Annotated in this window: 14 protein-coding genes; 6 read left to right on the top strand and 8 right to left on the bottom strand. The window is 73.6% G+C overall.

What is annotated here, in order from left to right:
* Nucleotides 1–66 precede the first annotated feature (66 nt).
* Nucleotides 67–639: an AMIN-like domain-containing (lipo)protein gene (locus tag ACZ404_RS20015; protein WP_468441662.1), complete on the top strand. Its 573-nt coding sequence runs from the start codon at nucleotides 67–69 to the stop codon at nucleotides 637–639.
* Between the two features lie 15 nt (nucleotides 640–654).
* On the opposite strand, the gene ACZ404_RS20010 is transcribed toward ACZ404_RS20015, so the two are convergent.
* The 6 genes from ACZ404_RS20010 to ACZ404_RS19985 form a co-directional block, all read right to left on the bottom strand.
* Complete coding sequence (locus tag ACZ404_RS20010; protein WP_468441661.1) at nucleotides 655–882, bottom strand: hypothetical protein; 228 nt, start codon at nucleotides 880–882, stop codon at nucleotides 655–657.
* Nucleotides 869–1,120, bottom strand: a complete 252-nt coding sequence (locus ACZ404_RS20005) for a DUF6400 family protein (protein WP_468441659.1) — start codon at nucleotides 1,118–1,120, stop codon at nucleotides 869–871. The genes ACZ404_RS20010 and ACZ404_RS20005 overlap by 14 nt, the downstream gene beginning before the upstream one ends.
* A gap of 92 nt (nucleotides 1,121–1,212) precedes the next feature.
* Nucleotides 1,213–1,944, bottom strand: a complete 732-nt coding sequence (locus ACZ404_RS20000; protein WP_468441657.1) for a hypothetical protein — start codon at nucleotides 1,942–1,944, stop codon at nucleotides 1,213–1,215.
* Nucleotides 1,945–1,989: 45 nt separating this feature from the next.
* A complete protein-coding gene (locus ACZ404_RS19995) occupies nucleotides 1,990–2,958 on the bottom strand; it encodes a threo-3-hydroxy-L-aspartate ammonia-lyase (protein ID WP_468441655.1) in 969 nt (322 codons plus the stop codon).
* 140 nt (nucleotides 2,959–3,098) lie between these two features.
* Nucleotides 3,099–4,295: a DSD1 family PLP-dependent enzyme gene (locus ACZ404_RS19990; protein ID WP_468441653.1), complete on the bottom strand. Its 1,197-nt coding sequence runs from the start codon at nucleotides 4,293–4,295 to the stop codon at nucleotides 3,099–3,101.
* A gap of 10 nt (nucleotides 4,296–4,305) precedes the next feature.
* A complete protein-coding gene (locus tag ACZ404_RS19985; protein ID WP_468441651.1) occupies nucleotides 4,306–4,959 on the bottom strand; it encodes a helix-turn-helix transcriptional regulator in 654 nt (217 codons plus the stop codon).
* A gap of 304 nt (nucleotides 4,960–5,263) precedes the next feature.
* Here ACZ404_RS19985 and ACZ404_RS19980 point away from each other — a divergent pair, with 304 nt between their 5' ends.
* The 3 genes from ACZ404_RS19980 (at nucleotide 5,264) to ACZ404_RS19970 (ending at nucleotide 8,783) form a co-directional block, all read left to right on the top strand.
* The gene (locus ACZ404_RS19980) at nucleotides 5,264–6,634 is read left to right on the top strand and encodes an MFS transporter (protein WP_468441650.1); all 1,371 of its coding nucleotides are present in this window, start codon (nucleotides 5,264–5,266) and stop codon (nucleotides 6,632–6,634) included.
* A 71-nt stretch (nucleotides 6,635–6,705) separates the two neighbouring features.
* Entirely contained in the window at nucleotides 6,706–7,407 is a 702-nt protein-coding gene (locus tag ACZ404_RS19975; RefSeq protein ID WP_468441648.1) for a response regulator transcription factor, read from the top strand.
* Nucleotides 7,404–8,783: a sensor histidine kinase gene (locus ACZ404_RS19970; RefSeq protein WP_468441646.1), complete on the top strand. Its 1,380-nt coding sequence runs from the start codon at nucleotides 7,404–7,406 to the stop codon at nucleotides 8,781–8,783. Before ACZ404_RS19975 ends, ACZ404_RS19970 begins: the two co-directional genes overlap by 4 nt.
* Here ACZ404_RS19970 and ACZ404_RS19965 read toward each other — a convergent pair.
* Nucleotides 8,774–9,742: a TAXI family TRAP transporter solute-binding subunit gene (locus ACZ404_RS19965; RefSeq protein WP_468441644.1), complete on the bottom strand. Its 969-nt coding sequence runs from the start codon at nucleotides 9,740–9,742 to the stop codon at nucleotides 8,774–8,776. The genes ACZ404_RS19970 and ACZ404_RS19965 overlap by 10 nt on opposite strands.
* A 146-nt stretch (nucleotides 9,743–9,888) precedes the next feature.
* On the opposite strand from ACZ404_RS19965, the gene ACZ404_RS19960 reads away from it, so the two are divergent.
* Together ACZ404_RS19960 and ACZ404_RS19955 are read left to right on the top strand one after the other, a co-directional pair.
* The gene (locus tag ACZ404_RS19960) at nucleotides 9,889–10,659 is read left to right on the top strand and encodes an isoprenyl transferase (protein WP_468442014.1); all 771 of its coding nucleotides are present in this window, start codon (nucleotides 9,889–9,891) and stop codon (nucleotides 10,657–10,659) included.
* 72 nt (nucleotides 10,660–10,731) lie between these two features.
* The gene (locus ACZ404_RS19955) at nucleotides 10,732–11,115 is read left to right on the top strand and encodes a RidA family protein (protein ID WP_468441642.1); all 384 of its coding nucleotides are present in this window, start codon (nucleotides 10,732–10,734) and stop codon (nucleotides 11,113–11,115) included.
* A gap of 80 nt (nucleotides 11,116–11,195) precedes the next feature.
* Here the strand turns inward: ACZ404_RS19955 and ACZ404_RS19950 are convergent, their stop codons facing one another.
* Entirely contained in the window at nucleotides 11,196–12,221 is a 1,026-nt protein-coding gene (locus ACZ404_RS19950; RefSeq protein WP_468441640.1) for an aldo/keto reductase, read from the bottom strand.
* Nucleotides 12,222–12,389 lie beyond the last annotated feature (168 nt).

The raw sequence follows: 12,389 nt of genomic DNA, 5'->3' as shown, positions 1-12,389 counted from the left end.
ATGCAACCATTCGCCATAGGCGCATGTCTCACCCCATAACAGCATGGCGCGACCAAGGGGGACATCATGCGAAGAATCTGGGCGATCGCGGCGGCGCTTCTTCTCACGGGCGCCGGAGCCGGCGCGGCGGCGGCCACGGCGGACGCCGCACCGGCAGCCGCTGCCACCGCCTGCCCGACCGGGTGGGGCAGCGGTGCCAAGGGCACTCCGGCCACCGGGGCGGCAGCGCTGGAGGACGTCAGGACCGGCCGGCACGACTGCTACGACCGGATGGTGTTCGACGTGCCCGGCGGCGGCCGGTCCGTCGGCTTCTACGTCCGGTACGTCGACCGGCTCCGGGCCAGTGCCACCGGCCGGTACATCCCGGTCGGCGGCGGCGCCGTCCTGGACATCCGGGTCGGCGCCCCGAGCTACGACCCGGAGACCGGCGCGCCCACGTACCCCGGGCGGGTGGGCCGCACCCTCCCGGGCGTGGACGTCCGCGGATACCGCACCTTCCGGGACACGCGGTTCGCCGGCAGCTTCGAGGGCGAGACGGAGGTGGGGCTGGGTGTCCGGGCCCGGCTGCCGTTCCGGGTGATCCAGTTGCCCGACCGGGTGGTCGTCGACGTGGCCCACAACTGGACGGGCAGCCGCTGACGGGCCGGGGGCGCGCTAGTCGGTGGAGCGGGTGGCGCCGAAGTGGGTCTCGTGCGACCAGACGTGCCGGCACGAGGGGCACTGCAGGTGCAGCAGGCTGCCGGTGTTGGAGAGCAGATAGCGCCAGTGGGCGTGGCAGGCTCTCCCCTCCTGGCAGGTGGTGCACCTGCGGTGGTCCGCGCAGTTCGGGCAGGACACCCAGGCGCGGCGGCCGATGTCGGCCTGCGGGTCAAGGGGCAGCATGGCCGCTCCCGCCCCCGGGAAGGACCCCGGCCGCGACCAGCTCGTCGTAGAGGCGCTGCTGCTCGGGGTCGAGACCGGAGTACAGCAGCGCGTAGGCCTCCTCCTCGCCGCGCAGCGCCGCGACGGGGTCCCAGTCGGGGCCCAGCGCGGCCATGGTGTGGGTGCGCCGGAGCATTTCGTGGGAGGTCAGGTCGACGCTGAAGTCGAACGGCTCGGGGGCGGGGTCGGAGGAGGACATGCCATCGAACGTAGGGACGTGGCGGGCGCCCCGGCAAGAGCGGGTGGGGGAAGTCACAGCAGGTCAGCACACCGGGGGTGGTGGCCGGGCCGTCACTTCAGGATGTTGACGGCGCGCGCGACGACGAGGACCACGGTCACCAGGGACACCGAGGACTGCGCCATCATCAGCATCTTGGCCCACCGCGTCAGCGGCATCACGTCGGTCGGGCTGAAGGCGGTGGAGTTGGTGAACGACAGGTACAGGTAGTCCAGGAACGCCGGTTCCCAGTCCGCGGGGGCGACCTGCGGGCTCTGCATCTGCACGAAGAGGAAGTCGGCGAACCGGTGCCGGCCGAGCGCCCGTGCCATCGGGCCGCCGCGGTCCAGTTCCCAGTACCACAGGGCGAACACGATGACGTTGGTCAGCCAGATGCCGCCGCCCGCGACCAGCAGCGGCACCGCGTCCGTCCCCGCGCGGCCGCGCGCCAGTTCCGTCACGAGCCGGACCGCCGCCCAGCCGTTGGCCAGGCTGAGGGCGGCGATCAGGATCAGGCCCAGCCAGCGCAGCGGGCGGGTGCGGGGCTCGACGCGCCGGGGGTTGGCGGCGATCAGGCCGGCCAGCAGCACCAGCTCCAGGGCGGGCAGCGCCCAGTACGGCGGGAGCGCGAGCCGGTGCGGCAGCATCAGCTGGAGGGCCACGGCGACCAGGATCACCGCGGTCACCGCCCAGCGCGGCTCGCCGCGCGTGGCCCGCTGCCAGGCGGGGGCCAGGTCGCGCCCGCCGTCCTCCAGCAGCCGCTCGATCCTGGCCAGGCGGCTGCGGGCGTCGTCCTCGTCGGTCATGCCGAGGATTGTCCCGGGTCGGGTCGCCGGAAGCGGACGGCAGGGTCAGCGGGCGAGGAGTGCGGCGAACCGCTCGCTGTCGACGTTGCCTCCGGAGGCGATGACGCCGATGCGGCGCGGGAGGTTGTCGATCCGTCCGGCCATGAGCGCGGCCAGGGCGCTCGCGCCGCTCGGCTCCAGGACGATCTTCAGGCGCTCGAAGGCGAACCGCATGGCGTGCACGATCTCGTCGTCGCTGACCAGCGCCACGGCGTCGACCAGGCGCTGGTTGATGGGGAAGGTGAGCGCGCCCGGGGTGTCCAGGGCCTGGCCGTCGGCGATGGTCCGGGGCACCGGGACGGTGACGCGTTCGCCGCGCTCCAGGGAGCGCTTGGTGTCGTCGCCCGCCTCGGGTTCGACGCCGATCACCCTGATGCCGGGGCACAGGGCCGTGGCGGCGGTGGCGCTGCCGGCGATGAGTCCGCCTCCGCCGACGGGGACGAGGAGGGCGTCGAGGTCACCGGTGTCCTCGAGGAGTTCGAGGGCGGCGGTGCCCTGTCCGGCGATGACGTGGGGATGGTCGTAGGGCGGGACGAGGGCCAGACCGCGGTCCTCGGCCAGGGCCTCGCCGAGGGCGGTGCGGTCCTCGGTGTAGCGGTCGTACGTCACGATCGAAGCGCCGTATGCGGCGGTCGCCTCTCTCTTGGAGCGGGGGGCGTCCTCGGGCATGAGGATGACGGCGCTGGTCCCGAGCTCACGGGCGGCGAGTGCGGTGGCCTGGGCGTGGTTGCCCGAGGAGTACGCGGCGACGCCCCTGGCCAGCTGCTCGGGGGTGAGGTGGGACACCGCGTTGTAGGCACCGCGGAACTTGAAGGCGCCGACCCGCTGGAAGTTCTCGCACTTGACGTACACCTCGGCACCGACGAGTGCGTCGAGTGTGCGGGAGGTGAGAACGGGGGTCCGGTGGGCGACGCCCTTGAGCCGCGCGGCGGCCTCTCGGACGTCGTCGAACGATACGGGGGAAGCGGCGGCCATGGCGGGTCCTCGGGGTGGATGGGCGGGGGTGCGGGCGGCTGGGGGCTGGTGGTTGGTCGTCGGCCGGGAACCGGGGCGGGTCGCCTCTCGACGGGCGGGCAGCCGAAACGGGGACACCTCCGCCGGAGCGGCGGGCTCGCTCACCAGCCGGTGATGCGGTTCCAGTACGTCCGGATCGTCGGTGGGCGGTCCGTGGGCCGGGTGCTGTCGACGACGTGGTAGCCGGGGTGCTGGGCGGCGGTGGCACAGGCGTGGTTGGGCAGGACGCGCAGGCGGGTGCCGACGGGCAGGTCGGGCAGAGGCGCGCCGTCGCGTGCGGTGAGGGTGCCGTGCTCCTGGCTCGCGCCGGTCATGACCAGGCCCGGGATCAGCCGTCCGGTCAGATCGGTGACGAGGCCGTAGCCCTGGTCCTGGGGCTGGGCGGCCGTACCGCGGTCCCGGGACAGGGCCATCCAGCCGCCGTCGGTCATGATCCACCCGTACTCGGGGCGGTGTCCGATGACGGTGACGACGACCGACAGGGCGAGGTCGTCCAGGTCGCAGACGCCGAGTCCGGCCATGACGAGGTCGAAGAACACGTAGTTGCCGGCGCGCAGTTCGGTGACGCCGGTGAGATCCTCGGCCGCGTGTGCGGTGGGCGTGGAGCCGACGCTGACGACGTTCACGGGCAGGCCGGCCTCGCGCAGCCGGCCGGCGGCGGCGACGGCGCTGTCGCGTTCGTTGCGCGCCGCCAGGCGCCGTTCCTCGATGGTGTGGGCGAAGTAGGACTCGCCGGCGTGGGTCAGGACGCCGTCGAAGCAGCCCGCCTCGTGCAGGACGCGGCCGATGCCGGCCAGCCCGGGCGCGTCCGGCTTCAGTCCCCCGCGGTGTCCGTCGCAGTCGATCTCGACGAGGGCCGGTACGGCGAGCCCCGCGTCCCGCGCGGCCTCGGCGACGAACGCCGCCTGCTCGCTGCTGTCGAGCAGCACGCGCAGGGTGACGCCGCGGCGCAGCAGGGCGATGACGCGCGGCAGCTTGTGGGGGGCGATTCCGACGGCGTACGTGATGTCGGTGTACCCGCCGTCGGCGAACGCCTCGGCCTCGGCGAGGGTGGAGACGGTCACGGGGCAGGGGGTGCCCTCGTGCAGGAGGGCGGCGATCTGGAGGCTCTTGGCCGTCTTGACGTGCGGGCGCAGGGTGACGCCGAGCCGCCCGGCCCGCCGGGCGAGGCGCTCGGCGTTGCGCAGCACCTTGTGCACGTCGACGACGGCGAACGGGGTGTCGGGATCGGCCAGGGTGGCGGGACCCCGCTGGACTGCGGCGAGGGCGGGACCGGCGCTCGATCCGGCGGTGCTCATGAAGGGTCCTTCACTTGGTGTAGTTGTACACGGTCGCCCGGGAGACACCGAGGAGATCCGCGATGGTCTGCGCGGCGTCGCGCGAGTCGAAGTAGCCGTCGCGGTGCAGTTGCCGTACGAGCGCCTTCTTGGCCTCGCGGCCCAGCGACCTCGGGGTGCCCCCGCGTTCGGCGGCGCCCGCCTCGACGGCCTCGCGCAGTGCGCGGGCATTGCGGTGGCGCAGGGTCTCCAGGGGGTGTTCGGGGTGGCCGGCGTCGGTGGCGACGAGGTGGGAGAGGGCGAGGGTGACCGGGGAGAGCACGGAGACGTCGAGGTTCAGGCACAGGGCGGCGATGTAGTCCCCGGCGCTGTTCCTGATGCCGATGGAGGTGCTCTTGGCCGGGCGGCCGTCGGGGAATCGGTTGGGGTAGTTCTGGATGACGCTCGGGTACTGCGGGTCGGCGATGCGGGCGAGGCCCAGCTCGGTGGCGGAGTCCCCCACCTGACGGCCGGACAGGTTGTTCTCGATCGCCCGGACCGCCTGGCGGGGGTCGCGCAGATCGTGCAGCACGACCTCGCACAGCCCGGGGAACATCCGGCCCAGCGCGACGGCGACCTTCTCCAGCTCACCGATGAGGTGCTCGTCGGCGTCGGCCTTCCGCCGGTCCGCTTCCCCACTGCGCATGAGATCTCCCGATGCCCTGCCGCCGCCGTTACCTCGACAGAAATTCCATTTCTGGACGCTCAGTCTAGACACGGACCACTCCCCCGTCCAGGGTGGTGGGAGTCGAGGGCGCTGGGAGGGGGCAGTGGCCGGCGGCACGAAGCGGTCCGTGCGGCCCTCCGTGCCGCTTTCTTAGCGGGATGTTAGATCTGCGTGGCGGACCTTGTCCGGGTCCGGCGGGCGCCGCATGCTCGGGCGCACTCAGGTTCCGGGGGCGCTCCCCCGCTCCCCGTTCCCACCGGACTTCTCCCCACCTGGAGCCGCCATGTCCTCCCCTGCCGCCGTGCCCGGACAACCGCCCGCGGGCTCCCGCGCACACCGTCGGCTCGCCCTGGTCGGCGGATCGCTGGGCAATCTCGTCGAGTGGTACGACTGGTTCGTCTACGCGAGCTTCGCGATCTACTTCGCCGACTCCTTCTTCCCCGGTGACAACTCCACCACCAAACTGCTGAACACGGCCGGCATCTTCGCCGTCGGCTTCCTGATGCGCCCGGTCGGCGGGTGGATCCTCGGGCGGGCGGCGGACCGGCACGGGCGCAAGAGTGCGCTCACCCTCACCGTCACCCTGATGTCGGTGGCCGCCCTGCTCATCGCGGTCGCGCCCACGTACGGCCAGGCCGGGTACTTCGGCGCCCTGGTGCTGCTGCTGGCGCGGCTGCTGCAGGGCCTGAGCATCGGCGGTGAGTACGCGGCCAGCGCCACGTATCTGACCGAGGCGTCCGCCCGCGACCGGCGCGGCCTCGGCTCCTCCTTCCAGTACGTGTCGATGACCTGCGGCCAGTTGCTCGGCCTCGCCATCCTGATCACGATGCAGCACAACCTGACCACCGGCCAGTTGGAGAGCTGGGGCTGGCGGATCCCGTTCGTGGTCGGCGCGCTGTTCGCCGTCGTCGTCTACTGGCTGCGGCGGCGGCTGACGGAGACGGAGGCGTTCGCCGAGGAGTCCGGCACCGGGGACCACGCGGACAGCGCGCGCGGCAGCCTCCGCGCGCTGTGGGAGCACCGGCGCGAGGCGGGCCTGGTCATGGCGCTCACCCTCGGCGGCACGGTGGCTTACTACACGTACACCACGTACCTCACCAAGTACCTGGTCGGCAGCGCCGGCATGGCCAAGAACACGGCCACGCTGGTCAGTTTCACCGCGCTCACCGTCTTCGCGCTGCTCCAGCCGCTCGCGGGGCTGCTGTCCGACCGGATCGGCCGCCGGCCGCTGCTGATCACCTTCGCGGTCGGCTGCACGGTGGGCACCTACCCGATCATGACCGCGCTCGGCTCGGCCTCCTCCTACTGGTCGGCGCTCGGGCTGTCCCTGCTGGCGCTGGTGATCGTCACGGGCTACACCTCGATCAACGCGGCGGTGAAGGCGGAGCTGTTCCCGACCCGGGTGCGCGCTCTCGGGGTGGCGCTGCCGTACGCGGTCGCCAACGCGCTGTTCGGCGGCACGGCGGAGTACGTGGCGCTGTGGTTCAAGGACAGCGGACACGAGAAGATGTTCTTCTGGTACGTCTCGGGCTGCGCGCTGGTCTCCCTGGTCACCTACGTCCTGATGCCGGACACCCGTCACGCGGCGCTGAGCCGCGCCGAGGCGGAGGCGGACGCAGGACCCGGCCGCAGTCCCGCACAGGCCGTCCACTGACCGGGGTGGTGACCTGGGCCGGGTGGCGTACGTAAGCTGCCGCCCAGGTCACCACGGCACGAGGACGTTTCATGCATGCGCTGCTCGTCGAGGACGACGACCGTATGGCCCAGGCCCTGAGCACGGCCCTCGCCCAGCGCGGGCACACGGTCCGCCGGGCCGGCCGGGCTCTGGACGCGCTGCGCCACGTCCACCAGGCCGAGTTCGTGCTGCTCGACCTCGGGCTGCCCGACCTGGACGGGCTGGAGCTGCTGCGGCGGCTGCGCACGGTGTGCGACGCGCCGCTGATCGTGGTGACGGCCCGCTGCGAGGAGCGCGACATCGTGCAGGGGCTGCGGGCGGGCGCCGACGACTACGTGGTCAAGCCGTTCCGGATGAACGAGCTGATGGCCCGGATCGACACCGTGCGCCGCCGCACCGGAGCCGCCCCGGCCCGCGCCGACACGGCGGGCCGTCCCGTGCTGACCGGCGACGTGGAGATCGACATCGCGGGCCGGACCGTCACGGTCGCGGGCGCCGCCGTACGCCTGACCCGGCGCGAGTTCGACGTGCTCGCCTTCCTCGCGGGCCGGCCGGACCAGGTGCACTCGCGTGAGGAGATCCTGGACCGGATCTGGGGCGACGCGTTCCTCGCCGCGTCCCGCTCCCTGGACGTGCATGTGGCCGGCATCCGGGCCAAGACGGGACGCGCGGACCTGGTGCGCACGGTGCGGGGATTCGGCTACCAGCTGGGTTCGCCGGCCAGAGCGGGCGACGGGCCGGGGCACCGGTGAGGCGCCGGCTGCTGGCCGTGCTGATGGTGCTCATCGGCGCCGCCACGCTGCTGCTGTCCGTGCCGCTGGCCGGGTCGTACGCGAGCGGGCGGACGGAGCACCTGCTGCTGCAGCGGCGGGCCGACGCCGTGCGGTTCGCCGATCTCGCCGACCGGGTGCGCACCGCCGCCGACCGGACCGAACTGTCCACCGAGATACGGCGGTACGCCGAGCTGTACGGCGCCTCGGTGACCGTGGTCGACTCGGCGGGCCGCACCCTCGCCCGGGCCGGGAGCGAGGTGCCGGCGGCCTCGGCGGACGACGTACTGGGCCGGGCGCTGACCGGGCGGTCCACCGAGCGGCTGCCCACCGTACGGCCGTGGGGGCCCGGCCGGGAGCTGCTCGCCGAACCGGTCGGGCGGGACGAGCGGGTCAGCGGCGCGGTGCTGCTGGCCGTGCCGACCGCTGCCGCCCGGCGGGACGTGACCGTGCGCTGGTCGCTCATCGCGTGCGGGGCGCTCGCCGCGTTCGCGGCTGCGGCGCTGGTCGCGGCCGGCATCACCCGCTGGCTGATGCGCCCGGTCCGCGACCTCGACCGCGCGGTCGCCGGGCTGGCCTCCGGCAGCCTGGAGACACGGGCGGTCTCCGACACCGGACCGCCCGAACTGCGCAGTCTGCGCGCGCACTTCAACGGCATGGCGGAGGCCGTGGCCGACTCCCTCGGCCGACAGCGGGCGTTCGTCGCCGACGCCTCGCACCAGTTGCGCAACCCACTGGCCACGCTGGTGCTCCAGTTGGAGAACGTCGAGCCTCATCTGCCCGCGGGCCCCGGCCGGAAGGAGCACGCGCGCGCCCTCGACGAGGCGGAGCGGCTGGAGGAACTGCTCGACGGCCTGCTGGCACTGGCGCGCGTGGAGTCGGCCTCGGCCGAGCGGACGGGGCAGGACGTCTCGCGCGCGGTGCGGGAGCGGGTGGCCGCGTGGGGGCCGGTGTTCGAGGCCTCCGGGGTGGCCCTCACCGCCGCCGTGGCGGAGGGGCTGGGGGTGCGGGCGGTGCCGGACGCGGTGGGCCGGATCCTCGACGCCGTGCTGGACAACGCGGCGAAGTTCGTGCCGCCGGGGGCGGGCGTCGCGGTGACGGCCGCGCTCGCGGACGGTGAGGTGACGGTACGCGTCGCCGACGACGGTCCCGGGGTGCCGGACGACCGGCTTCCGCTGCTGACGCGGCGCTTCGCCCGAGCGCCCGAGCACCAGAACATCCCCGGCAGCGGCCTGGGACTGGCCATCGCCGACGAGATCGCCCGGCTCAGCGGGGGCCGGCTGACCACGGCCGGCAACGCCCCGCACGGCCTGGTGGTGGAGCTGCGCCTGCCGTCCGGCGCGGCGGGTCAGCCGTAGACCGACCGGTAGTAGGCGACCGCGCCGGGGTGCAGGGGCACGTCGCCCGTGGCGACGGCGAACCGGGGTTCCAGCCGGGCGCCCGCCGTGACCCCGTCCAGCAGCACGCGCCACCGGTCGAACACCACCCGGAGCACGTCCCGTGCCGCCTGCGCCGGCACCCGGGCACCGGCCAGCAGGTAGTTGCCGACGCCGATGGTGGTGACCGGCCCGGTGAGCCCGTACACGCCGGCCGGCAGGGTGACCGCCGTGTAGACGGGGCCGTAGGTGTCGCGCAGGGCGGCGGCCTCGGACTCCAACGGCAGAAAGCGGAGCGGCACTTCGCGGGCCAGGTCCGAGACGGCGGGCGTCGGGACGCCGCCGGCCCAGATCAGGGCGTCCACCGCGCCCGTGCGCAGCGCCCGGAGGGAGGCGGCGAGGTCGAGCGGGCGCTGCCGCACCGCCCGTCTCCCGGTCAGCCCGGCCACCCGCAGCAGCCGACCGGACAGCACCTGGGCGCCGGAACCGGCCGCGCCCGTGGCGACCGACCGTCCGGCGAGATCCCGCACGGAGCGGACGGGACCGTGCGCCGGTACGACGAGGTGGGTGTAGTTGACGTAGACGCGGGCCAGGGCCGTCACGGGGGCGGGGCTGGTGAACGGTGTCCGGCCGCGTACGGCGTCCTCGGCGGCGTCCGCCATGGCCAGGCCCAGGTCGGCCGATCCGCCGGTGAGCCGGCGCAGGTTGTCCACGCTGGCCGCGGTGGTGAGCGCGGTGATGCGCAGGTGGGGGGCGGTGCGGGCCGCCTGGACGGCGAGCGCCCTGCCGAAGGCGTTGTACGGGCCGCCCGGCGCCCCCGTGGCGAGTCTGAGCCGCCGGCCGGGTCCGCCGGCCCCGGAGCATCCGGCCAGGGCGGCCGCCGGGCAGGCGAGGAACGCCGCCGTCAGCAGGCCGCGGCGGCTCGGCGGGCGTCCGGTCACGTCCGCAGCGTAGCCGGTGCCCGGCATGGCTGGAACCCGCTGTTCCGCGCGTCCCGCCCGTCCGGGCCTGTGCGGCGGCCCCGGACGGCGTGGGACTATCGTTGCGCCCTCGAACACCGGGTAGGAGAAGGGACATCGGCGTGGCAATGAAGGCCTTGCGCGCGGCGCTGGAAGCGGTCTACGTACGGCGTCTGAACCGCAAGCTGGAGGGCCTGCCGCGGCCGCGGCACGTGGCGATCATGCTGGACGGCAACCGCCGCTGGGCGCGGGGTGCGGGTCATCAGGACGTGCGCGAGGGCTACCGGGTGGGCGGCGCCAAGGTCACGGACTTCCTGCACTGGTGCACCGACGCCGGCATCAAGCACGTCACGCTGTGGATGCTGTCCGACGACAACCTCCACCGTCCCGCCCAGGAACTCGGCCCGCTGCTCGACATAATCGAGGAGACGGTGCGGCGCGTCTGCGCGCCCGGGGAACCGTGGGAGATCGAGATCATCGGCGCGCTCGACCTGCTGCCCGGCAACACCGCACGCGTACTGAAGGAGGCCGCCGCGTGCACCGCCGGCCGCGGCGGGCTCAAGGTCGACGTGGCCGTCGGCTACGGCGGGCGCCGCGAGATCGTGGACGCGGTCCGGGCGGCCTTCGACAAGCACATGAGCGCGGGGGGCGATCCCCGGGAGCTGGCGGCGGAGTTCGACCTGGAGCACATCACCGACAACCTGTACTCCCCGGCCGGGCACGACACCGACTTCATCATCCGCACCTCCGGCGAACAGCGGCTGTCCGGTTTCCTGTTGTGGCAGTCCGCGTATGCGGAGGTGCACTTCGTGGACGTGCTGTGGCCGGCGTTCCGTGAGATCGACCTGCTGCGCGCCCTGCGCTCGTACGCCGCCCGCGACCGCCGCTACGGCCGCTGACGGCCCCGGCCGCATCTCGCCCGCGCCGACCGGCGGTGGACGGGTCGGCGCAGGTCACCTAGCGTTCGGCGCATGACAGAGCGACGTGCGGTGCTGAGCGGTTCGGTGTTCGAGGAGCAGATCGGCTATGCCCGTGCCGTGGTGGACGGCGACCGGGTGCATGTGTCCGGGACGACCGGGTTCGACTACGCCGCCATGACCATCTCCGACGACGTGGTGGAACAGGCCGAGCAGTGCCTGCGCAACATCGGGGCCGCGCTGGCCGAGGCGGGCTGTGGCTTCGCCGACGTGGTGCGGGTCCGCTATCTCCTGCCCCGGCGCGAGGACTTCGAGCCCTGCTGGCCGGTGCTGCGCCGCTGTTTCGGCGACGTCCGCCCGGCCGCGACGATGCAGGTGTGCGGCCTCGCCGATCCCCGGATGCGGATAGAGATCGAGGTGGACGCCCGCCGCCGCTGAACCGCGGCCGCCCCGGAGAGCGGGTCCAGGTTCTTCGTTCGGATGAGGCCGCGAGCCCGGCATGATCCAAACGAGAGGCCCTAGCTCTCGCGGGCCGCCGAGGTGAAGGTCATGTCGGCGTAGCGGTCGCCCGCGACCTGGCCGGCTATCGGCTCCAGCAGGGCCAGTTCCCCGTCGGTCAGGGTGATGCGGGTGGCCGCGGCGTTCTCCAGCAGGCGGCTGCGCTTGCGGGTGCCGGGGATCGGCACGACGGTCAGGCCGTGCACCTGGGCCCGCTGCTGCACCCAGGCCAGGGCGATCTGCGCCGGGGTGGCGCCCCGGTCGGCCGCGATCTTGTGCAGGGGCGCCAGGAGAGCGGCGTTCGCGCGGGCGTTGTCGCCGCTGAAGCGCGGCTGCCACTGGCGGAAGTCGCTGCCGGACAGCTCCTTGCTCGCGTCGGTGAAGGACCCGCTCAGGAAGCCCCGGCCGAGCGGCGAGTACGGCACGAAGGCGACCCCGAGGTCGGCGGCGGCGCCGACCGCGCTCCGCTCGACGTCCCGGCTGAACAGCGACCACTCCGACTGCAGCGCGGCGATCGGGTGCACGGCGTGCGCCTCCCGCAGTTCGGCGCCGGTGACCTCGCTCAGGCCGAGGTGGCGGACCTTGCCCTCGCGGACCAGTTCGGCCATGGTGCCGACGGACTCGGCGAGCGGGACGGCGGGGTCGCGGCGGTGCATGTAGTAGAGGTCGATGACGTCGACGCCCAGGCGGCGCAGGCTGGCCTCGACGGCCTGCCGGATGTAGGCGGGGTCGTTGCGGATGGCCCGGTGGCGCGGGTCGTCCACACGCCGCTCGATGCCGAACTTGGTGGCCAGGGTGATCTCGTCGCGGTGCGCGGCGACGAACGGGGCGAGGAACTCCTCGTTGGCGCCGTAGCCGTACATGTCGGCGGTGTCGATGAGGGTGACGCCCGCCTCGAGGGTGGCCTCCAGGGTGTCGCGGGCGGCGGTGTCGTCGGTCTCGCCGTAGGCGTCGCTGATGCCCATGGCGCCGAAGCCCTGGACACCGACGAGGGGTCCGCCCGTGCCCAGTTCGGCCTTGCTGATGGGTTCGACGGCGTTGCTCATGACGGCGGTCCTGCCTTTCCCCTCGGCGCCCGGCGGGCGCCCGCTCCCGGAATGCGATCTCGGCTTGCCACGATAGGATGTTGGAGTGCGCTCCAAGCAACTGGCTTTGTGCGGAGCGGCAGTTGGGGCGGTACGGTCGGCGGCCCCGCACCGGGGGCTTCGCCGCTG

It is taken from the genome of Streptomyces sp. NPDC030798, assembly GCF_055572275.1.
The sequence above is the reverse complement of the archived record's forward strand: the minus strand, read 5'-3'. Positions and strand labels throughout refer to the sequence as shown.